Consider the following 20,680-nt stretch of genomic DNA (forward strand, 5'->3'; position numbering starts at 1 on the left):
AAATCATGATACATCTCTCTTTGGAATCTTTTTCTTTCAGGCAGAAAATGTTCATCAAAATACCACTGACTAACAATATTACACAAACGTTGATATTCTTTAGTTACTTCTTCAAACTGTTGAGTCTGTTCATGATTTGGATATAATCTAACTTTTGCGGTTAAAGTTTGTTCCATTTTTTCTCACCTCTTTTCTTTAATTTCATTTATATTATACCGTTTAGATTAAAATAATTCAACGGAAAAAGACCCTTTCGGGTCTAAATATGGGGCAATTCATCACCCGAACAAAGTTCGGGAGTCTTCTTGCCCCTGCGATAAACTTTCTTCCAAAAGAAAAAAGGCCCCACATGGGAACCTTTTGGGATTAATCTTCTTTAATTTTTAAATCGCCAGCGACGATTTCTTCTAAGGCTTGACCCACACTCTTAACAGAATTGTAGTGATCAAGCATCTTTGGTTGGTCCGCGTCGATTTGGTGAGCGCGCTTTGAAGCTAACATAATCAATGAGTAACGTGAATCAACCTTTTCTAATAAAGCATCAACGGATGGATATAAAATCATTATTTTAACTCCCCTAACTGTTTTTTGTAGTCAGGCAAGAAACGCTTGACACGCCAGCGTTCCGCCCGGATAATTGTTTTAATTTTTTCAGCAGCTTCAGAAACTTCATCGTTAACCACGGCATAGTCGTAGTTTTGCATCATTTCAATTTCTTCCACAGCTGTTTGCATACGCATGTTAATGACGTCGAGATCATCTGTCCCTCGGTTTACCAAACGTTGCCGCAATTCCATCAAGTCTGGTGGCGTCAAGAAGATAAAGAGACCATCAGGCACTTTTTCACGAACTTGCATGGCGCCCTTAACTTCGATTTCCAAGAAGACATCTTTACCGTCATCGAGCATTTGGTTCACATATTTTAAAGGGGTCCCATAGTAGTTATCTACGTATTGGGCATATTCCAGCATCCCACCAGTGGCGATTTCGTGTTCGAATTCTTCCTTACTTACAAAGTAGTAGTCCTTACCATCGACTTCACCTGGACGCATCTTCCGGGTAGTCATGGAGACAGAATAGTCGAATTTATTGTTATCTTGTTCAAAAATTGCCTTTCTAACAGTTCCCTTACCCACACCGGAAGGACCAGAAAGGACAATTAACATTCCACGTTTAGACATGCTTAATTACTCCTCAAAATATAGTATTAACTATTATATTGCTCCATTTACAGACATTTTGCAAGCCTTTCTTGCAAATTATTACTATTTTTTATTTTAGCTCTCACTTGTCTAGTTTTTTTCTCATTTGGCAAGCGAAATCCCGCTAGACAACTAGCAAAAAAGCCAAGTTAGACTTGGCTTTTGGCTATTTAGCATATTCAACTGCTCTGGTTTCTCGAATAACGGTAATTTTGATATGTCCTGGGTAATCCAGTTCATCTTCAATTTTATTTTTAATATTATGCGCAAGAACCGTTGCTTCTAAGTCGTTGACCTCCGTTGGTTGGACAATCACTCTGACTTCACGTCCTGCCTGAATTGCGTAACTCTTTTCGACGCCCGCAAATTCATTTGAAATGCCTTCAAGTTTTTCAAGACGGTGGATGTAGTTTTCAAGCGACTCACTTCTTGCCCCTGGTCTTGCGGCAGATACCGCATCGGCTGCAGCCACTAAGACCGCAATCAAAGATTCAGGTTCAACGTCACCGTGGTGAGAAGCAATGGTGTTAATAACGACCTTACTTTCCTTGTACTTACGGGTTAATTCAACCCCAATTTCCACGTGGGAGCCATCTACTTCATGATCTACCGCTTTACCAATATCGTGTAATAATCCTGCGCGTTTAGCCATCATAACATCTTCGCCCAATTCAGCCGCTAAGACTCCGGAAATCTTAGCCACTTCTAAAGAGTGTTCCAAGACGTTTTGACCATAACTGGTCCGGTAGTTCAAGCGCCCGACAGTTTTGATTAAGTCCGGGTGCATTGAATGGAGTCCTAACTCAAAGATTGCCTCTTCCCCTTTTTCACGGATGTGTGTATCCATTTCTTTGGTAGCTTTTTCCACCATTTCCTCAATCCGGGCGGGGTGAATCCGACCATCCTGAACAAGGCTTTCCAAAGCACGTTTGGCAATCTCCCGCCGTACGGGATCAAAACCGCTTAAGACCACGGCTTCTGGGGTATCATCAATGATCACATCAATCCCCGTGAGTGTTTCCAGGGTACGGATATTCCGACCTTCACGACCGATAATTCGTCCCTTCATTTCATCATTGGGTAAGTTAACCACCGAAACGGTTCCTTCAGAAACCATGTCTGCCCCTGAACGCTGAATGGCTTGAGCAATTAAGTTTTTAGCCACTTTATCAGCTTCAGCCTTGGCTTCGGCTTCGCTGTCTTTAATCATCATGGCCATTTCGTGACTAAGTTTTTCACGCGTTTGCGTTAAGATTAAATCTTTGGCTTCCGCTTGTGTTAAAGCTGCCACTTCTTCTAGCTTACTTTCCCGTGCTTGTACTAAGGAATCCGCTTTTTCCTGGGCAGCTTTAACCTTTTTGGTGCGGGCCTCTAATTGTCTTTCCTTACCTTCTAAGACGTTTTCGCGCTTTTCTAACAAGTTGTCCTTGCGATCAAGATTTTCTTCCCGTTGAGTAGAACGGTTTTCCAATCTCTGCACTTCAGCTCGTCTTTGACGAAGTTCTTCTTCAACTTCGCTGCGGTAACGATGACTTTCTTCTTTGGCTTCTAGCAAGAGTTCTTTTTTACCTGCTTCCGCATCTTTTTGAGCTTGTTCGATAATGCCTTTGGCAGTTTGGGTCGCAATGTCTAGGCCTGCTTCATGACGACTTTTGCGATACCAAATTCCAAAACCAAAACCTAATACCAATGTTACAATAGCGACGGCAAGGATTATTAATAGTGTACCAACCACTATTTCACCTCCGTCGTTAAATTAATGTTTTTCAGCACTAATTAAATTTATTTTAATAATTGATTATTCACACAATCTTATTTTAAGGTTTCCAAGCCTAAACTGTCAATAAAAAAGGCATCAAAACTGATGCCTTTTTTAGAAATCTCTCTATTCTTCTTTTTTGTCCTCAGCTGAAGTTGGTACGGTATCGTTGCTTCCTAAAATTCGAGCCAATTCTGCTTCTTCCGCCTCATCGGCAATGCCGTAGGCTTGACGAACTTTCAAGTTAATTTCGTTCATCACTTCAGGGTTATCTACTAAGAAACGCTTTACGTTTTCCCGACCTTGACCGATTCTTTGGTCACCATAAGAGAACCAAGAACCGCTCTTGTTAATGATATCTTTTTCAACGGCCATATCAATTAATTCTCCCGTTCGAGAAATCCCTTGACCATACATGATATCAACTTCGGCAATCCGGAAAGGAGGAGCGACCTTGTTTTTTACAACTTTAATTTTAGTCTTGTTCCCAATAACATCAGAACCATCCTTGATTTGTTCAGAACGGCGCACATCTAAACGAATGGTGGAGTAGTACTTCAAAGCCCGCCCACCAGGTGTAGTTTCGGGATTACCAAACATAATCCCAACTTTTTCCCGAATCTGGTTGATGAACAAAGCAATGGTCTTAGTCTTATTGATAGTCCCGGAAAGTTTCCGTAAAGCTTGAGACATCAAACGGGCTTGAAGCCCTACGTGGGAATCCCCCATTTCCCCTTCAATTTCTGCTCTTGGTACTAAGGCCGCTACAGAGTCAACAACCACGATATCAATCGCCCCAGAAGAAACCAAGGCATCAGCAATTTCTAACCCTTGTTCCCCAGTATCTGGTTGCGATAAGAGTAATTCATCAATGTTAACTCCTAAAGCAGTTGCGTAAGCTGGGTCTAAGGCGTTTTCCGCATCGATATAAGCCGCCGTTCCTCCGGCCTTTTGGACTTCTGCTACAGCATGTAACGCCACCGTAGTTTTACCAGAACTTTCTGGACCGTAAATTTCCACAATCCGCCCACGTGGAAAGCCACCTACTCCTAAAGCTTCGTCCAAGGCTAATGAACCACTAGAAACGGTAGAAATTTGGGTATCAACCTTGTCCCCCATCTTCATAATGGAACCTTTACCAAAACTTTTTTCAATTTGTTTAAGTGCATTTTCTAATGCCTTTTGTCTATCATCAGCCACTAGAAAGACCTCCTTTTTCTCAATCACTGCTATTTCTATAATCTCATTATTGTTCTTTTAAGTCAACAATCATTTTTTCCGCCTTTTAAGAATACGGAAATTCAGACAGAAAAGCAAGTATTTTGCCTAAGAATTTTCAGTTGCTAGCAAAGCCTGTAGAACAAGCCATAATCCCGTGTAGACACACCTTTCTTGAACAAAGGCACGTTGCTTAGGAAAGTGGTACTTTTTGGCAACAGGGGCTTGGTCTTTGAAGGCTAAACCAATCCAAACCGTCCCGGCTGGTTGTTCTTCAAGACTATCAGGCCCAGCTACCCCGGTAAAGGAAAGACCAATATCTGCCCCCGCCTTCTTCTTAGCTTGCTGGGCCATCCATTGAGCACATTGCTGACTGACCACGCCATGTTGATCTAGAACTTGGCTAGGAATGTCTAAGAGACTGGCCTTGGCAGCTTGCGCATAGGTCACAAAACCACCATCAAAGACCTCACTTGACCCAGGAACCGAGGTAATGGCCGCTTGAAATTGGCCTCCGGTTAAACTTTCTGCTGCCGTGATTTTAAGCCCTGCTGCTTTAAGTTTTTGAACCACAACTTGAGCCAGGCTGTTATCATCACCGTAACCGTAGAAGTATTGACCAACTTGAGTTTGAATATCTATTTCAGCTTGATCAAGTAATTTGGTTACTTCCTGGTCACTTTGACCACTGGCGGTTAAACGTAAGGTGACTTCATTATCTTTAGCATAGGTTGCAGCGGTTGGATTTTGGGAATTCTTGAGTAAATCGGCTAACTTTTCAGCTAGGAGAGACTCGCCAATCCCAAAGAAGCGTAAAACTCGTGACGTCAGGACCTGCGCTCCCTTAACCCTGTGAGCTAAGAGAGGCTTAGCTACTTTGGCCATCATCGGTTTGAGCTCGCTTGGTGGTCCCGGTAAGAGTAAGAAATCAGCACCCTGAGCGTTTTCGTAGTAGCACCCTACGGCCATCCCAGTTTCATTAGCCAGCGCTTGGCCGCCATCCAGATAAAGTGCCTGAAGACGGTTGTTGGCCGTCATCTTCTTACCGGTTGTTTGAAAATAAGCTTCTATCTTAGCCATAGCGGTGGCATCTTCAACGAGATCTACCCCAAGATACTTAGCCACAGTTTGTTTAGTTAAATCATCGGGCGTTGGTCCTAAGCCCCCTGATAAAATCACCAAATCATTACGCTGAGCTGCAATTTCAATAACTGAAAGCATTCGCTCTTCATTATCTCCGACCACTGTTTGATAATAAGTATTAATCCCTAATTGGGCGAGTTGTTGACTGATAAAGGTTGTGTTAGTATTGACAATTTGACCTAAAAGGATTTCAGTTCCAACAGCAATAATTTCTGCTTGCAAATAATTACCCCCTTATATATTAAATACGCAAAAAATTTTATTTTTTGATAAAAAAATCTGCACAAATGGCAGATTTTTTCTTACTTATCAGATTTGAATGAGTCACTAAAGATAAACCGGGCATTGTAGAAATAGTCACATCCCGAGTAGACTGTGAAGAATAAACAAATGTAAAGCAAGATTTCACCAATTGCTACATGTATATTGGCAAAAAAGGCATTGTTCAAGAATAAGAACAGGATGGCAAACATTTGCGTAAAGGTCTTAATTTTTCCTGGCATAGCAGCAGCCATGACTTGACCGTCATTTTCCACCACAATTAAACGCAGACCTGTCACAGCTAATTCTCGACAGACGATAATCGCAGCCACCCAAGAAGGTACCTTACCCATTTCAACCAAAATGATAAAGGCGGTCATCACTAACATCTTATCTGCCAGAGGATCGGCAAATTTTCCAAAGTTAGAGACTAAGTGTTGCCGGCGGGCGATTTGCCCATCGGCAAAATCCGTAATCGAAGCCGCCGCAAAAATCACAGCGCCGATTAACTGAGTGACCGCAATTTCGGTTCCAGCCCAGTTAACGCTTCCCCAGTTGAGGGGTAATAAGAGCACCAACATAAAAATCGGAATTAAAACGATGCGAATTATCGTTAATTTATTAGGTAGGTTCACGATAAACACCTCTTCTATTCCACGACAGTAAGATTAATGGTTCTTACTGTTGCAGAACTATTTTCTTTCAAGAAGTCAAACTTCTTACCGTTAATTTCTAACTTAGTGGCTTGGGAATTACCCACATTAATACGAATAGCTGTCGTTCCTTCAGGTAAAGTTACTTCTTGTTCTTTACCGTCAGCTAAAGTACCTTGCCAAGTAGTGCTACCATTGGCACTCACGGCAAGCCATGAAGTCCCATCGGCAGCGGAAAGCTTGATGACATTTTCCTTAGCGCTAGACTTCAACTCGTAATTAAAGCTGGTACCGCTTGAAGATGTCGCCGTAATAGTTTGCTTGCTATTAGCTTTAGCTTTTTTAGTGCTTGACTTCTTTGCTTCCGAATTAGCTGTTTCACTTTCAGAATTAGTGTCTTTTTGACTACTTTGCTTTTTACTTGAAGTCTTAGTGCTAGAAGATTCCACCTCACGAGAAACCGCTACGTCACTATCAGTCGTTGTATCTTGGGCCTTGCGACTATTTAAGGTTGTCACGTAAATGGCTCCTAAAATCAGAACTACTACAGCCACAATAATAATCGCTGGTAAATGGCTCATCACCTTATCCAAGATAGAGGGGGGAGTTTGAGCACTAATTTTTTCTCTTAAAACTGAACGACTCTTAGGTTCCTCCTCCGTGCTTTCTTCCGCAACAACAGGTTTTTCTTGTCCTAGTTGTTCGTCTAACATTCCCATAATGTCTTCAACAGGAGCGCCTACGGTTTGAGCATATTGCCGAATGAAGGCACGCACGTAGAAGTCACCAGGTAGACTCTTAAAATTATTTTCTTCAATTGCGATTAGGTAGCGCTTTTGAATCTTAGTATTATTTTGTAAATCGTCGAGCGTCAAACCACGTTCTGTTCGGGCTTGCTTGAGTGTTTCTCCGACCGTCATAATAGTATCCCCACATTCCTAACATAATTTTATTTTATCTTTCCTAAGTATAGCATACTCTCAGATTAATTTTTGCTCTTTTTAAAAAAACTTAGTTAGTTATTCGCTACTCCAGCCAGCCCCCCGTCATATAAATAGTTTGACCAGTTAGGTAGGCCGCCTTTTCATCCAAGAGCGCCTTGACCCAATAAGAAACTTCTTCCACTTTGGCAAAGCGTCCCAAGGGGATTTCAGCCGCCACAGCTTGGCGACTAGCTTTGGAAAACATTTTGGTATTCATTTGCGTAGCTACAGCCCCCGGAGCCAAAACATTCACAGTCAGCCCTAAGGTAGCCACTTCCTTACTATAAGCCTTAGCAAACGCACTCAAAGCCCCTTTGACAGTGCTGTAACCTACTTCCAAAGCACTACCAGCCTTACCGTAGACCGAGCCAATGAAAATCACGCGACTTTGGTCTTTTTGGGTTAATTTACTTTGCAGTAACTGCACTAAGTGCAAAGGTCCGGTTACTTGCATGGCTAACATCTGGGTTAAACTGGCTGGATCTTGCTCCGCAAATAGCCCATATGAGGTGGTGCCTTGGGTAAAAATCAGGGCATCCAAACTAAAAAGATTTTGAGCCAAGTTCTCAACTTGATTTAACTGGGTCAAATCAGCTTGTAAAACTAAGAAATCTTGCTTGGGATAGCTTGCCATTAACTCTTGGGCCAGCACTTGGGTCTTACTTTCATTTTGATGATAGTGCAGATAAAGTGACCAACCTTCTAATGCCAAATCCCGGGCAACTTGACTGCCAATATCTCCCGAAGCTCCACAAATTAGCGCCCATTTCATCCTTCTTGACCTCCTTTAGGTAGAACTTGAAAGACAGAAAAGACTTCCGGCCCTAAGAAACTTTGGGCAACTTGCTTAACATCGTCAAGCGTCATCGCTTCAATAATAGGAATGTAATCTAAAAGAGTCGCACTATCGTAAAGGTCTCCTTCATAGCTGTTAGCAATACTTTCCAAAGAATTTAAAGCTTGGAGATAGTGACCAATAAATTCACGTTTGGCCAAGTCAAATTCTTGGCCTTGGTGGTCAAGAATTTCTAGTGCATTTTTAGCAGTCTTGATGATTTCATCGGCTAATTCATTCGGATAGTAGCTACCGCCATTAATGGTAGCCAAGTGAAAACCTCTTTCCAATTGGAAGTTGTAACCAAAACTGTCATCCAGAATTTCACGGTCATATAACTCCGTATACATGGCAGAATTTTCCGAGTATAGTAGGTGCAAAAGCATTTCAACTTGTAGCCGATAACGTAAAGCTTCACGACCTTGAGGTACGGTATCAATCCCTTTAATACCGACCATAACCTTAGGTTGGTTTATATCAAGTTCCAACATGCGGTACGGCAAAACTTCAGCATCGTTAGTCATACCAGCTACTTGAGGTTGACTGGCTGCAGGGAATGTTTTTTGTGCTTGATTTTGCTTAATCAAATCTAACATAGCTTCCACCTCAAAATTACCCACGATAAAAAGATTCATATTACCTGGTTGGTAGAAAGTTTGATAACAAGTATATAAATCTGCAGGCGTAATTTGAGCGATGGAGTCCACACTACCGGCAATATCAACGCTTAAAGCTTGGTTAGGATAAAGATTTCCCAAAATCCCAAAGAATAAGCGCCAACCGGGATCATCATCATACATCTTGATTTCTTGGCCGATAATGCCCTTTTCTTTAACAACCGTCTCTTCAGTAAAATAAGGATCTTGCACAAAATCTAAGAGCTGACAAACACATTCATTCACATTACGCGTTGCAGAGAAAAGGTAACTAGTACGAGTGAAACTGGTAAAGGCGTTAGAGTCGGCCCCATACTTTCCAAAAATTTCAAAGGCATCGTAATCTTCTTTTTCAAATAGCTTATGCTCTAAAAAGTGAGCAATCCCGGCGGGGACAGTTTGATAGTCACTTTGACCGACGGGTACAAAAGTCGTATCGTTGGAACCATAGTTAGCTGTTATCACCCCATAGGTCCGGTGAAAATCTGGTCGGGATAAGAGATTAACCTTGAGGCCATTGGCTAAGGTTTCGGTATAAAGTGTTTCGCCAAATTGCGGATATTCAATTGCTTGCATTAAGCTAATCCTCCTGTCCATCTAATAAGTACACCGCTTGTAGGCGGGCCTTTTGGGCCACCGCTTGAACTTGGGCCTTAGTAACAGCTTGTAATTTGGCCACTCTAGTAGCGTAATCACTTTGACGGTTCAAAAAGTGATTCAAGTTTTTTTGATTGAGGTCATTACCTTGACTATCGAGTTGGCTTTCCCAAGCCGTGATAATTTCTTCTTTGGCCATTTGTAATTCTTGAGCGCTAAAATCCCCAGCAATAATACTGGTTAATTGTTCTAAAACTAACATTTCAACTTTTTTAGCGTTACGACCCTCAATTCCGGTTTGGATTAAAAGACTATTGGTAAAGGCATTTAGGGAACTGCTAGCATAGTAGGCCATGCTTTGCTTTTCGCGAATATTAACGAATAACTTAGATAAAGGTGACGCTCCAAATAGAGTATTAAATAAGATAGCAGCATAGTTTTCTGCTGGATGTTGATAGTTTAGGGCGAAAACAAAATCTAATTTACTTTGATTGAGCACCTGTTTTTCTACCTTACGAATTACGGCTGGTAAGAGTGCTTGTTGATAGTAAAGTTGCCATTTTTGAGCTGGACGGGCCACTAAATTTAAACTAGCCTGGCAATCAGCTTCCACTTGCATAGGATCAACTTCTCCGTTAATGGTGATTAGGACTTCATCTTGAGCCAACATTTGATGATAATAGGCCGTCACCTCCGCCCGGTCCAAGGCCAAGACATCTTCAGGCGTCCCCATTTGCGGGGTGGCTTGGACCACATCCGTGTAATAAGCACTTTGGATTTGCATAGCTACATAAGAGCGCTTATTATCCTGAATGGACTTAATGTAAGACGCTAAGTTTTTTTGTTGGAGAGTGAAGATTTTTTCATCAAATAAGCCCGCTTCATCCAAAAGCGGATTAACCAAAACTTCATTTAAAAAATCTAGGCCAGCAGCTAAGAGATTAGTATCATCTTTTAAAAAGCGATCATTGGCCAGGGTTAAAGATGCAATCACTTGGTTGAGCCTACCGTAACGGTTAATGTAAATACCGAAGTTGGCCCCATAGAGATAAGACAAGTGGTCGGCTAATTGTTTTTGCGTCGGATATTTGGCACTAGCCGTTTCTAAGACACTGGTAATCAAAGTCCGCATAGCTAATTCCTTGGCACTTTGGGCCTGACGACTAAAAGAAATCATTATCCGACTGGTTTTAAATTGTTTACTAGCAGTGATATCTAAATAGACCCCCTGCTTGAGTGCTACTTTCAAAATTATTCCTCAATTCTAGTCTTGATTTGGTGGTAATAAGACCTGGCGGGGCTTACTCCCCTCTTGGGGGCCGATTAAGCCGTCTTGGGCCAAGTCATCCACAATTCGTGCGGCGCGGTTATAACCGATTTTAAAACGTCTTTGAAGTAAAGAAATACTACATTTTTGTTCGAGACGGATAAATTCTAAAACCTGGCTATAAAGTTCATCCTTGCCATCTCCGGCTCCGGAAGAACCGGCCATATCTTGATCCGAAATTTCCATACTTTGGTCATAGGAAACAGTTTGTTGGTCTTTGATAAAGCCAACCACGTTTTCCACATCTTCATCAGAAATAAAGGCCCCTTGCACTCGGATAGGCTTATTTTGTCCCATGGGCAAGAAAAGCATGTCCCCACGTCCAAGAAGTTTTTCAGCTCCGTATTGGTCGATGATAGTTCGTGAATCCGTCCCAGAAGACACAGCAAAGGCCATACGAGAAGGCACGTTAGCCTTGATTAAACCGGTAATAACATCAACCGATGGCCTTTGGGTCGCCAATATCATGTGGATTCCGGCCGCCCGCGCCATTTGCGCTAAACGTACAATCGCATCTTCTACTTCATTTGAAGCAGTCATCATCAAGTCCGATAATTCATCAACGATGGCAACGATATAAGGCATGGGTTGCTCCTCGCTTTCCAAACCATCGGCCTTTTGCCGGGCCAGCATCTTGTTGTAGCCGGTAATATTTCTTTGGCCGGTATCTGCAAAAACTTCATAACGTCTTTCCATTTCAACAACCAGCTTGTGCAAGGCTCCCGCCGCCTTTTTCGGATCGGTTACGACGGGCGTTAAGAGGTGAGCGACGTCATTATAGACACCTAATTCCACCTTTTTCGGATCAACCAAAACCAAACGAACTTGTTCGGGAGTGGTATTCATCAAAAGACTGGTAATAATACCGTTAATGGCCACCGATTTCCCAGAACCAGTAGAACCGGCAATCAATAAGTGTGGCATCTTAGCCAGATCAGCAGTAATCAAGTTTCCGGAAATATCTCGACCTAATGGTACTTCTAACGGCTTGGTAGGATCCTTTTTTTGAGCAGCAATAATGCTCTTAAAGGAAACCGTCGCTACATTTTGGTTAGGTACTTCAATCCCAACTAAGGATTTCCCTGGAATCGGTGCTTCAATCCGTAAATCTTTAGCAGCTAAAGCCAAAGCTAAGTCATCAGAAAGGTTCACAATTTTGGACACCTTGACCCCGATGGCAGGATGTAACTCATACTTAGTTACGGCAGGACCTAAGATTGTGTTGACTACCTTGGCATCCACCCCAAAACTTTGTAAAGTTTCTTCTAAAACCTTGCGATTCTGCTTCATAGCTTTTTGTTCACTTGATTGATCGGTCTTAGCCACTTCGGACAGGAGTTTAAGTGGTGGCAATTGGTAGTTTTCATTTACACCCACAAAACTAGGTTTGGTGGTTTCGGCTTTAACTTCTTCCGTTTGAGTTCGGTCTTGCCAAGAACTTTCAGCCAAACTCCGCGGCTTAGGAAGATCCTTATCATCCCCAATAGCTGCATCTAAAGCCGATGGGGCAACTTGAGGGGCTACGTCCTGTTGCGTTTGCTCTGCAACGGATTCTTTTTCTTTAACCACATGTCTTTCTTGGCGCTTTTCTTGGACGTTTTCGATTAAAGGCTTACTTTTTTGACTAACCGCCTTTGTCGCCTTAAACAAGGCCACAACACCTTGAAACAGATACTTAACCAAGCGACTCAAAAAATTCAAGACCGTAACCAAAGGAATTTTAGCCAGCAAACACAAACCTAAAATAATAACCACACCCGCAACCAGATAGGTACCGAGCGGGCCCACCAAAAATTCACTAATACTGTAGAGCCCAGCCCCAACGATTCCCCCTCCAACTAAGTTACCCGAGCCGTTGGTTTGGATATTAGTCATAGCCGCATCCATGGTTCGCAAGAGAAAATCGCTGTCTATCTTGTGTTGGGTTAAAAAGAAATTCTCGTAAGTCACTAACCCCCCCAGATAAGTTACCAGCCCCCCAAAGGCACGTTTATTCTTTAATTGGGGACTGTGGCCTGTCACCATAACAAAAAGTCCCCATACCCCCAGCACTAGAACCACTAATTGGTAACTTTCTCCAACTAAAAGACGCACTAAATTAGCCAATAAAAGTCCGATAAACCCCCAATGAAAGAAAGCCAGGACACTTAAAACGACGAGAATAAAGCCTAAAACTTGTTCTGAAATTTCAAATTCTGGAATATTTTGGTTCTTTTTTACCTTTTTACTTCGCGTTGTGTTTTTTGTTGTTCTTCGCTTGCGATTTGCCACGTCTTGTCACCTCACATATCAATCCTTTCCATTATAACAAAAAAGGACCATCCTCGCTTTAAAAATCGCCTTTTTAGCCTCAAAAAGAGGAGCTTTTTACAAAAAACTCCTCTTATCTTAGTTATTCGCTTTCTTGTGGGCAAAAAATAAGGCAATTATTGTCGCAACAATCGTTGGGATTAACCAACCTAAACTTAAACTAGCTAACGGCAAGAAGCCTTGACTCAAAGCTACTAAAGACTTCGAAACAGTTAAACTTGCTAAACCAAAAGGCAAAGCCGCCGCAATATCACCTAATGAAAAAATGACGGCCGCCGTACAAGCCCAACGGTAGACGACCTTGACCTCAAAACGTGATACTAAGAAACGATGGCAACAACCTAGAATAGTCATCGTAATCGCTAAAGGATACAAAAGCAACAAGAGCGGTTGGGATAAGGCAATTAGTTGCGTTAGACCCACATTGGCAATTAACCAAGAAACCAAGGAAATGCCAGCCACATATTGTGGGTAACTTCCCCGTTTGAAAAGCTGCATGAAAGTTTCCGAACAGGAAGAAACCAAACCAATCGCAGTCTTTAAACACGCTAAGGTTACCAAAATTGCCAAGACCCAACTCCCCAACTTACCAAAGTAAGCTTGGGATATTTGTGCTAAGGTAATGCCGCCGTTTTCCGAAAAGGTAAAGCGCCCTAAACTCATGGCTCCAACTAAAGCTAAGAGACCATAAATAATAATCATGAGAGCAATAGTAAAAATCCCACCCTTGATCGTATCTAGGGCAATCTGCGTCTCTTTTTTGACCCCTAAATTACGCACGGCATCATTAATAACCACCCCAAAAGCCAAACAAGCCAAGACATCCATGGTATTATACCCTTGAGTGAAACCTTGTAAGAAGGCACCAGAGCGGTAACTGGCTTGCGGGGCAATTTCAGCCACTTTCCCTAAAGGAAAAATCAAAGCCATCGCCAAAAGCAAACCCAAAACCATCAAGAATAAAGGAGTTAGGATTTTTCCAATCACGACCATCACACCCGAAGGCTTACGGGAAAAATACCAGACTAAAAGGAAAAAAATTCCTGAAAAAACGGCCAGCATCCAGGATCTTTGAGCCGGGTCGATATTTGGTAAAATTCCAACTTCAAAAGAAACCGTCGCCGTTCTTGGCAAAGCAAAAATAGGACCAATTGTTAAGTATAAAACAGCCGTAAAAATCCAGGCAAATTTATCACCAACATTTTGAGCTAAATCATAGACTCCTTGACTCTTAGACAGGGCCAAAGCAATGATAGCTAAAAAAGGGAGCCCCACCCCAGTAATCATGAATCCCAAACTAGCCAAATTAACATGTTTACCAGCTAATTGGCCTAAGTGGACCGGAAAAATCAGGTTTCCCGCCCCAAATAGCATCCCAAACAGTAGAGTTCCGATAAAAATATAATCAGTAAAAGCTAACTTCTTTTCTCTCATGCTAAACCTACTTTAACTTATCTTGTTCATAGGCGTGGACGGTTTCCAAACCTTGGAAGTTTTGCTGACGTAAGGCTTCGTAAATTACAATCGCTGCCGTATTGGAAAGATTTAAAGATCTTACATGCTCGTCATTTTGAGGAATGCGAATACATTCGTCTTCGTGTTGACGCATGAAACGTTCTGGTAAGCCCGTTGTTTCTTTACCAAACAAGAAGAAGTGATCTTCATCAACTTGAGTGTAATCTTCTTGACTGTAAGCATGATTAGCAAACTTAGAAACAATATGAAGTCTACCATTTTCAGGCATAGATTCTAAAAAAGCAGGTAAATTAGGATGATAAGTGATATCCACTTTATCCCAGTAATCGAGTCCAGCTCGCTTTAAATATTTATCATCTGTTGAAAAACCTAAAGGTTCAATCAAATGTAGATGAGTATTAGTTCCGGCACAAGTCCGGGCAATATTACCAGTGTTAGCTGGCATTAATGGTTCAAATAAGACAATATGATTAGCCATTTTATTTCCTTTCTAAATCAAGCACGAATAGCGCAGATGTTCGGTGTGGGCACGGCGAACTCCTGCGCTTTGAAGTACAATTACTTAGCAACTAACGCTTTAGCGATAATTACTAACAACCGATTTCATAGGATATTTTAGCACTCTTCTCATTGATTAGCAAGCTGTGGTCTTACTACTTCCCTCTTACTTCTGCTTTTGAGCCACCAACAAGCTGACATCCACGGTAATTTCGCTGAGTCCTTGCGCCAAAGCAGTGGCAATACGTTCTGCACTCGCCCCCCACTGTAGCGGCGTCATGGCCAAAAGTTGCGGGAAAAGCGCCGGTGTTAGCGGGAAGGTATAGTTCACCTTAACTTCTTTAGCATCTGGATAATGCTTAAAAAAGAGTTCTCTTACCTTAGCATTACTGTAGCGGTGATGTTGGTCATTAACATCGGGGTATAATAAGCGCCGTAGCTGTCCCAAGTAATCAGCCCCAGGAATGACTTTTAAAAGCAAACCGTCGTCTTTTAAAACTCGGTTGAACTCTTGGTAAGCCGAAGGTGAAAAAATATCAATCATAGCATCCACACTTCGGTTCTGGTAAGGCAAATTAGCTAGGTCTGCCAAACAAAAGAAAGCGGCTAAATCATGCTGCGTCGCTAGGTTAACCGCATCTTTGGAAATATCAAACCCTAAATAACGATCGCCTTCATTATGACGCAATTGAGCCAAACGAGCCAAAGGTGTGGCTTCTCCACAACCAATATCAAGGATAATTTGGCTATCGTTAGGTAGTGCTTCATTAATAGCCTCCAAGATACCATCAAACAAGCCGGCACTCAACATTTGCCGACGAGCTTGCCACATTTCTGGACTATCATAATCGCTAGTCACGGCTCGCCTCATCAAATACAAGGTCCCCTTTTTTGATAAGTCATACTGATGACCATGGGCACAAGTTAAATGATAGTCACTCAAGTTTAAAGGCTCTTGACAATGTGGACAGATTAATAGTTGGGGATTTTGTGTCAAGAATTGAACGGCACGGTCGATTTTCTTCATTACTACCATTATTTTTCCACCTGAATGTATTGCCCCTTGACTAAATTAACCAAGTCATCGCGCTTTAAGTAAACAGAACGGCCAATTTTCCCTGCTGATACGGCAATTTTATCAAAAGCTTGAATTCTTTCATCAAAATAAATGGGAAAGCCTTTGCGGATGTTAATGCCAATTGGAGTGTTTTCCCCATGGACGTAGCCCGTGATGTTAATCAGATTTTTATTATCGGCCAAATGAAGTTGCTTTTTACCTAATTCATGGGCCACTAATTTCAAATCAATGGAATGTTCCAAGGGTAAACACACGACGACATAATCTTTCGGATCACCATTTGCTTGCAAGACAATGGTCTTGAGAATGCTGCCAGCCGGTACACCAGCGGCTTCAGCCTCGGTTAAGGCCGACGCACCTTTTTCAATCCAGTTAAATTGGTACTCTTCATAAGGAACCTTATGTTGATCTAAGATTCGTTCATCATTCGTTTTTTTAATTTTGACTTTCTTTGCCATTTCTCTCACCCATCTCGAAATTTTTCCTTATTTAGTGTAGCCAAAATCCCTTCAGAGGTCAAGCTACCTGTTTAAAGGGGTAATTTAGGATTTAAACTAAATTAAAGTAATTTCATTTGACAATTTTCGTTTCCTAGATTATTATATTTGAGGATTATGAATTCGATTCATCCAAATCCGAACATTATGCGAAATGAGGTTTAGACCTATGTTTACATCGACAGTTTTTGATTATGAAGATATCCAATTAATTCCCAATAAGTGTATCGTCAAAAGTCGCTCCGAAGTTGATACTAGTATCAAGTTTGGGCCTATGACCTTCAAGGTGCCAGTGGTCCCCGCCAATATGCAAACCGTTATTGACGAAAAGCTGGCTATCTGGATGGCACAAAATGACTACTTCTATATTATGCACCGCTTCGACGAGGATGATCGTTTCGACTTTGTTCGCCGAATGCGTGCTAAAGGATTATTCGCTTCAATTTCTGTTGGGGTCAAACCTAAGGAATATGAATTAATCGATCAATTAGCCACCGCGAAATTGACACCAGAATACATCACGATTGACATCGCCCACGGTCACTCCCAAACGGTGATTGACATGATTAAATACATCAAAAAACAATTACCAGGTACCTTTTTAATTGCCGGTAATGTCGGAACACCTGAAGGGGTACGAGAATTGGAAAACGCTGGTGCAGATGCCACTAAAGTCGGAATTGGACCAGGGAAAGCTTGTATCACCAAGGTTAAAACCGGCTTTGGGACTGGAGGATGGCAATTAGCAGCTTTACGTCTATGTTCTAAAGCCGCTAGCAAGCCACTCATTGCGGATGGTGGTATCCGCACCAACGGGGATATTGCCAAATCTATCCGTTTCGGGGCTTCCATGTGCATGATTGGCTCCATGTTTGCTGGTCACGCTGAGACGCCAGGAGAAATTGTCGAAGAAGATGGTCAAAAGTACAAGGTTTATTTTGGCTCAGCTTCCCAATACCAAAAAGGACAATACAAAAACGTCGAAGGTAAGAAACTTTTGATTCCTTACCGTGGCCACATCGCCGATACTTTAAATGAAATGCAAGAAGACCTGCAATCATCCATCTCCTACGCAGGGGGGCGGGAATTAAGCTCCTTACGCAAGGTTGATTATGTCATTGTGAAAAACTCTATTTTCAATGGGGACACCCTTTAAAATTAGCCTGCTCCAGCACTTAGCTGGGGCTTTTTTATAAAAAGCGAACTTTATTTCCGTATGCTAATAATTCTTCGTCTTTTAAACAAATTAATCACTATTTTAGTTCAATCCTAATTAATTTGTTAACATTAGCTGTAAATCACCTAGAAATATGATATATTAGATAATAGACTGTTTATCCATAGGAGGAAAATTATGCGCAAATTTAAATTTTGGCGTCTTTCCGTCGGTTGGCAGATTTTAATCGGCTTAATCGTCGGGGTTATCTTAGGGGTCATTTTTAGCGATAATCAAGCTTTCATTAAACTAGCTTCAAATGTTGGTTCAACTTTTATCAGCTTGATTTCCATGGTTGTTTTACCCATTGTAATTTCGAGTTTAATTGTCGGAATTGCTAATATGGGGGACCTGCACAAACTTGGGCGTATCGGGGTCAAGACCTTAATTTACTTTGAAATTTTATCCACCATCGCCTTTATTGTAGGGATAGTCATCGCTAACGTCACTGACTTCGGTTCCATGGTTGACTTAAGCAAATTAACCAAAGCTGATATTTCAACTTATGTTAAAACCGCCGAACATACTCACTCTAGCATCGTTGATGTCCTCATGTCCATTGTACCAAGTAACATTTTTGATGCCTTAGGGTCCGGTCACATGTTACCTGTCGTCTTTTTCTCGGCCCTCTTTGGTTTAGGTTTGGCTTCTATTGGTGAACAAGGAAAAGTTGTCATTGACTTTTTGAACGCCGTAGCTGCTACTATGTTTAAGATTACAGGTTGGGTTATGCATGTGGCACCTTTCGGGGTAGCCGGTTTAATCGGACAAACCGTAGCACAATTAGGATTAGAAACTTTAAAGCCTCTATCCTTATTTATTGTTATGGCCTATATTACAATGATTTTCTTCATTTTCGTGGTCTTAGGAGTTACCTCCCGCCTCTTTGGTTTTAAGATTACCGAACAAATCGCGGTAGTTAAAGAAGAAATTATTTTAAGTTTTACCACGGCTTCCTCAGAAGTTACCTTACCTAAATTGATTGAAAAGTCAGAAAAATTAGGGGTTTCCCCTTCAATTTCTTCCTTCGTTATCCCTACGGGTTACACCTTCAACTTAGATGGTTCTGCCATCTACCAAGGTTTGGCTTCTATTTTCATCGCCCAAGCCTATGGAATTCACTTGAATTTTTCTCAACAACTAACGCTCTTATTAGTTTTAATGATGACTTCTAAGGGAATGGCCGGTACCCCAGGGGCTTCCTTCGTAGTCCTTTTAGCTTCTGTCGGGACGGTTGGAATTCCTACCGCAGGAATCGCCTTAATTGCCGGAATTGACCGGATTGTCGATATGGCCCGTACCGTGGTCAACGTAATTGGGAACGTGACAGCCACTTTAGTCATGGCTAAATCTGAAAATGAATTTGACCAGGCCACACATGATGCCTACGTCGCCAGTGTCAAAGCGAAAAACTAAATACTAGCTAAAAGAGGAACTCCAATTAGGAATTCCTCTTTTTCTTTTCATTAGTGAAAAATGATTTTATCACCCGCTACTAAACTTGGCGTCTGGGCTGGGCTCAAATAGATACCATTATGCATAATAGCCTCATCACCTGGAACATCTTGGAAGTAAAAGACCGTATGACCAATCTCATTGAGATTGGCCGTTACCAAATCCCCAACCTTAGTAATTGTATATTGACTTTGACCAAAGCTAATTTTGGTACCAACTTTGAGATAATCAGCTGGAAAGTCACCTTGGTAATTATGAATTAAGGCTACTTCCTTGATGGAATCTGGGGCATCATCTTTGAATAAAATCAAAAAATTATCTTTAGTGGGCTTAATCTTAGGCCCTACACTTTGAATCTCGATTGTGAGCATCTCTTCACCTTCTCGCATTTGATTACCTTAATTTTACCGATTTTTTCTCCGGATAACAAGTCGGGTCTCCACAGATTTCGTGCTATAATAAAGGGTAACTTATTTTTAGAAAGGGATGTCAACATGCAAGAAATTGTCTACTTTGGAACTTATACAAAAAAAAGTAGCCAAGGAATTTACCAAGCTTATTTAGATACAGAAAAAAAGTCCTTGACTACTCCTAAAGTTGTTCTTAAAACAGGTAACCCTACCTATCTACAGATTACTAAAGACAAAATCTTAGCAATTGCTAGTCGTCAAGATTTAGGAGGAATTGAAATTTACCGTAAAGCCGATGGAACACTTTTGGATGAAGCTTTAACTCCTGGACCCAACCCTTGTTATGTCGCCTATGATGCCAAACGCCATTTGGTTTATACTGCCAACTACCACAAGGCTGAAGTTAATGTCTATGCGATAGATGAAGATGGTAAGTTGAGCCTAACCGACAGCTTCCAATCCGAGGGACAAGGTCCGCGACCTGAACAAGAAAAGAGTCACCTTCACTACGCAGATTTAACACCTGATGGTCGTTTAGTCGTAATTGATTTAGGGAGTGACCGTGTCTTCACCTTTGATGTGAGTGCTAGCGGCAAGTTAGATTTAGTCGCAACTTATCAAGCTGAAGCTGGTTTTGGTCCTCGCCACCTAGCCTTTCATCCCAATGGCAAATTTGCTTACTTGACCGGAGAATTAAGTAGCCAGGTGCAAAACCTCGCCTACGACGCTCACAGTGGTCATTTTCGTCAGGTGCAAACTTTGCCCACCATCCCTGCGGACTGGACTGCTCACAATGGGGTCGCTGCCATTCACCTTTCAGCTGACGGGAAGTTTGTATACCTCTCAAACCGAGGCCACAACTCCTTAGCAGTCTTTGCCGTAGATGCTCATAATGAATTAGCCCTAATTCAACACATTACTACCGCCGGTGACTTCCCCCGTGACTTTGACCTTGATCCTAGTCAAAACTTTATTATCTGTGCCAACCAAAATAGTGATAATATCACCCTCTACGCCCGGAATGTCGTTTCTGGGAAGTTAACCTTGCTACAAAAAGACCTCCTCTTGCCAGAAGGGGTCTGCGTTAAATTTGACGCCTAAATTTT

Annotated in this window: 19 protein-coding genes; 3 read left to right on the top strand and 16 right to left on the bottom strand. The window is 41.8% G+C overall.

Going from position 1 to position 20,680, the window contains the following annotated elements; all coding sequences use genetic code 11:
* Positions 1 to 366 precede the first annotated feature (366 nt).
* From rpoZ to FC36_RS08640, 15 genes are all read right to left on the bottom strand, one after another.
* On the bottom strand, positions 367 to 564 hold the full coding sequence (rpoZ, locus tag FC36_RS08570) for a DNA-directed RNA polymerase subunit omega (protein ID WP_023860223.1): 198 nt from the start codon (positions 562 to 564) through the stop codon (positions 367 to 369).
* Complete coding sequence (gmk, locus tag FC36_RS08575; protein ID WP_023860222.1) at positions 564 to 1,181, bottom strand: guanylate kinase; 618 nt, start codon at positions 1,179 to 1,181, stop codon at positions 564 to 566. Before gmk ends, rpoZ begins: the two co-directional genes overlap by 1 nt.
* Positions 1,182 to 1,368: 187 nt before the next feature.
* Positions 1,369 to 2,937 (bottom strand): ribonuclease Y, encoded by a 1,569-nt coding sequence (rny, locus tag FC36_RS08580; protein WP_025020936.1) that lies wholly within the window; start codon positions 2,935 to 2,937, stop codon positions 1,369 to 1,371.
* A gap of 150 nt (positions 2,938 to 3,087) precedes the next feature.
* Positions 3,088 to 4,161 (bottom strand): recombinase RecA, encoded by a 1,074-nt coding sequence (gene recA / locus FC36_RS08585; RefSeq protein ID WP_025020935.1) that lies wholly within the window; start codon positions 4,159 to 4,161, stop codon positions 3,088 to 3,090.
* A gap of 126 nt (positions 4,162 to 4,287) precedes the next feature.
* Entirely contained in the window at positions 4,288 to 5,544 is a 1,257-nt protein-coding gene (locus tag FC36_RS08590) for a competence/damage-inducible protein A (RefSeq protein ID WP_025020934.1), read from the bottom strand.
* Positions 5,545 to 5,624: 80 nt separating this feature from the next.
* Entirely contained in the window at positions 5,625 to 6,218 is a 594-nt protein-coding gene (gene pgsA, locus FC36_RS08595; protein ID WP_025020933.1) for a CDP-diacylglycerol--glycerol-3-phosphate 3-phosphatidyltransferase, read from the bottom strand.
* Between the two features lie 14 nt (positions 6,219 to 6,232).
* Positions 6,233 to 7,156, bottom strand: coding sequence for a helix-turn-helix domain-containing protein (locus tag FC36_RS08600; RefSeq protein WP_023860217.1), 924 nt, complete (start codon positions 7,154 to 7,156; stop codon positions 6,233 to 6,235).
* 106 nt (positions 7,157 to 7,262) lie between these two features.
* Positions 7,263 to 7,991, bottom strand: a complete 729-nt coding sequence (ymfI, locus tag FC36_RS08605) for an elongation factor P 5-aminopentanone reductase (RefSeq protein WP_023860216.1) — start codon at positions 7,989 to 7,991, stop codon at positions 7,263 to 7,265.
* Complete coding sequence (yfmH, locus tag FC36_RS08610; protein ID WP_056986843.1) at positions 7,988 to 9,286, bottom strand: EF-P 5-aminopentanol modification-associated protein YfmH; 1,299 nt, start codon at positions 9,284 to 9,286, stop codon at positions 7,988 to 7,990. Before yfmH ends, ymfI begins: the two co-directional genes overlap by 4 nt.
* Positions 9,287 to 9,290: 4 nt before the next feature.
* The gene (gene yfmF, locus FC36_RS08615) at positions 9,291 to 10,556 is read right to left on the bottom strand and encodes an EF-P 5-aminopentanol modification-associated protein YfmF (RefSeq protein ID WP_056986844.1); all 1,266 of its coding nucleotides are present in this window, start codon (positions 10,554 to 10,556) and stop codon (positions 9,291 to 9,293) included.
* A 15-nt stretch (positions 10,557 to 10,571) separates the two neighbouring features.
* The gene (locus FC36_RS08620) at positions 10,572 to 12,905 is read right to left on the bottom strand and encodes a DNA translocase FtsK (RefSeq protein ID WP_056986845.1); all 2,334 of its coding nucleotides are present in this window, start codon (positions 12,903 to 12,905) and stop codon (positions 10,572 to 10,574) included.
* A 117-nt stretch (positions 12,906 to 13,022) separates the two neighbouring features.
* Positions 13,023 to 14,378, bottom strand: coding sequence for a branched-chain amino acid transport system II carrier protein (brnQ, locus tag FC36_RS08625; protein WP_056986846.1), 1,356 nt, complete (start codon positions 14,376 to 14,378; stop codon positions 13,023 to 13,025).
* A gap of 7 nt (positions 14,379 to 14,385) precedes the next feature.
* Complete coding sequence (gene trmL / locus FC36_RS08630) at positions 14,386 to 14,898, bottom strand: tRNA (uridine(34)/cytosine(34)/5-carboxymethylaminomethyluridine(34)-2'-O)-methyltransferase TrmL (protein WP_023860211.1); 513 nt, start codon at positions 14,896 to 14,898, stop codon at positions 14,386 to 14,388.
* Positions 14,899 to 15,084: 186 nt separating this feature from the next.
* A complete protein-coding gene (locus FC36_RS08635) occupies positions 15,085 to 15,945 on the bottom strand; it encodes a methyltransferase domain-containing protein (protein ID WP_025020929.1) in 861 nt (286 codons plus the stop codon).
* 8 nt (positions 15,946 to 15,953) lie between these two features.
* Positions 15,954 to 16,454, bottom strand: a complete 501-nt coding sequence (locus tag FC36_RS08640; RefSeq protein WP_023860209.1) for an aminoacyl-tRNA deacylase — start codon at positions 16,452 to 16,454, stop codon at positions 15,954 to 15,956.
* Between the two features lie 208 nt (positions 16,455 to 16,662).
* On the opposite strand from FC36_RS08640, the gene FC36_RS08645 reads away from it, so the two are divergent.
* Positions 16,663 to 17,649 carry a GMP reductase gene (locus tag FC36_RS08645; RefSeq protein WP_023860208.1) on the top strand — a complete coding sequence of 329 codons (987 nt, stop codon included), beginning with the start codon at positions 16,663 to 16,665 and terminating at the stop codon, positions 17,647 to 17,649.
* A 198-nt stretch (positions 17,650 to 17,847) separates the two neighbouring features.
* A complete protein-coding gene (locus FC36_RS08650) occupies positions 17,848 to 19,125 on the top strand; it encodes a cation:dicarboxylate symporter family transporter (RefSeq protein ID WP_023860207.1) in 1,278 nt (425 codons plus the stop codon).
* Positions 19,126 to 19,175: 50 nt separating this feature from the next.
* On the opposite strand, the gene FC36_RS08655 is transcribed toward FC36_RS08650, so the two are convergent.
* Positions 19,176 to 19,535: a PTS glucitol/sorbitol transporter subunit IIA gene (locus FC36_RS08655; RefSeq protein WP_025020928.1), complete on the bottom strand. Its 360-nt coding sequence runs from the start codon at positions 19,533 to 19,535 to the stop codon at positions 19,176 to 19,178.
* Between the two features lie 123 nt (positions 19,536 to 19,658).
* On the opposite strand from FC36_RS08655, the gene FC36_RS08660 reads away from it, so the two are divergent.
* On the top strand, positions 19,659 to 20,675 hold the full coding sequence (locus FC36_RS08660; RefSeq protein WP_056986847.1) for a lactonase family protein: 1,017 nt from the start codon (positions 19,659 to 19,661) through the stop codon (positions 20,673 to 20,675).
* The last annotated feature ends 5 nt before the right edge of the window (positions 20,676 to 20,680 follow it).

The organism is Ligilactobacillus equi DSM 15833 = JCM 10991, assembly GCF_001435735.1.
Lineage (GTDB): Bacteria > Bacillota > Bacilli > Lactobacillales > Lactobacillaceae > Ligilactobacillus > Ligilactobacillus equi.

Excerpts from the sequence above, each read along its gene's own strand:
- ymfI (WP_023860216.1), bottom strand. The coding sequence starts at position 7,991 with ATGAAATGGGCGCTAATTTGTGGAGCTTCGGGAGATATTGGCAGTCAA.
- FC36_RS08655 (WP_025020928.1), bottom strand. The coding sequence starts at position 19,535 with ATGCTCACAATCGAGATTCAAAGTGTAGGGCCTAAGATTAAGCCCACT.
- gmk (WP_023860222.1), bottom strand. The coding sequence starts at position 1,181 with ATGTCTAAACGTGGAATGTTAATTGTCCTTTCTGGTCCTTCCGGTGTG.
- FC36_RS08645 (WP_023860208.1), top strand. The coding sequence starts at position 16,663 with ATGTTTACATCGACAGTTTTTGATTATGAAGATATCCAATTAATTCCC.
- FC36_RS08600 (WP_023860217.1), bottom strand. The coding sequence starts at position 7,156 with ATGACGGTCGGAGAAACACTCAAGCAAGCCCGAACAGAACGTGGTTTG.
- FC36_RS08660 (WP_056986847.1), top strand. The coding sequence starts at position 19,659 with ATGCAAGAAATTGTCTACTTTGGAACTTATACAAAAAAAAGTAGCCAA.
- FC36_RS08650 (WP_023860207.1), top strand. The coding sequence starts at position 17,848 with ATGCGCAAATTTAAATTTTGGCGTCTTTCCGTCGGTTGGCAGATTTTA.
- yfmH (WP_056986843.1), bottom strand. The coding sequence starts at position 9,286 with ATGCAAGCAATTGAATATCCGCAATTTGGCGAAACACTTTATACCGAA.
- trmL (WP_023860211.1), bottom strand. The coding sequence starts at position 14,898 with ATGGCTAATCATATTGTCTTATTTGAACCATTAATGCCAGCTAACACT.
- rpoZ (WP_023860223.1), bottom strand. The coding sequence starts at position 564 with ATGATTTTATATCCATCCGTTGATGCTTTATTAGAAAAGGTTGATTCA.
- FC36_RS08640 (WP_023860209.1), bottom strand. The coding sequence starts at position 16,454 with ATGGCAAAGAAAGTCAAAATTAAAAAAACGAATGATGAACGAATCTTA.
- FC36_RS08635 (WP_025020929.1), bottom strand. The coding sequence starts at position 15,945 with ATGAAGAAAATCGACCGTGCCGTTCAATTCTTGACACAAAATCCCCAA.
- brnQ (WP_056986846.1), bottom strand. The coding sequence starts at position 14,378 with ATGAGAGAAAAGAAGTTAGCTTTTACTGATTATATTTTTATCGGAACT.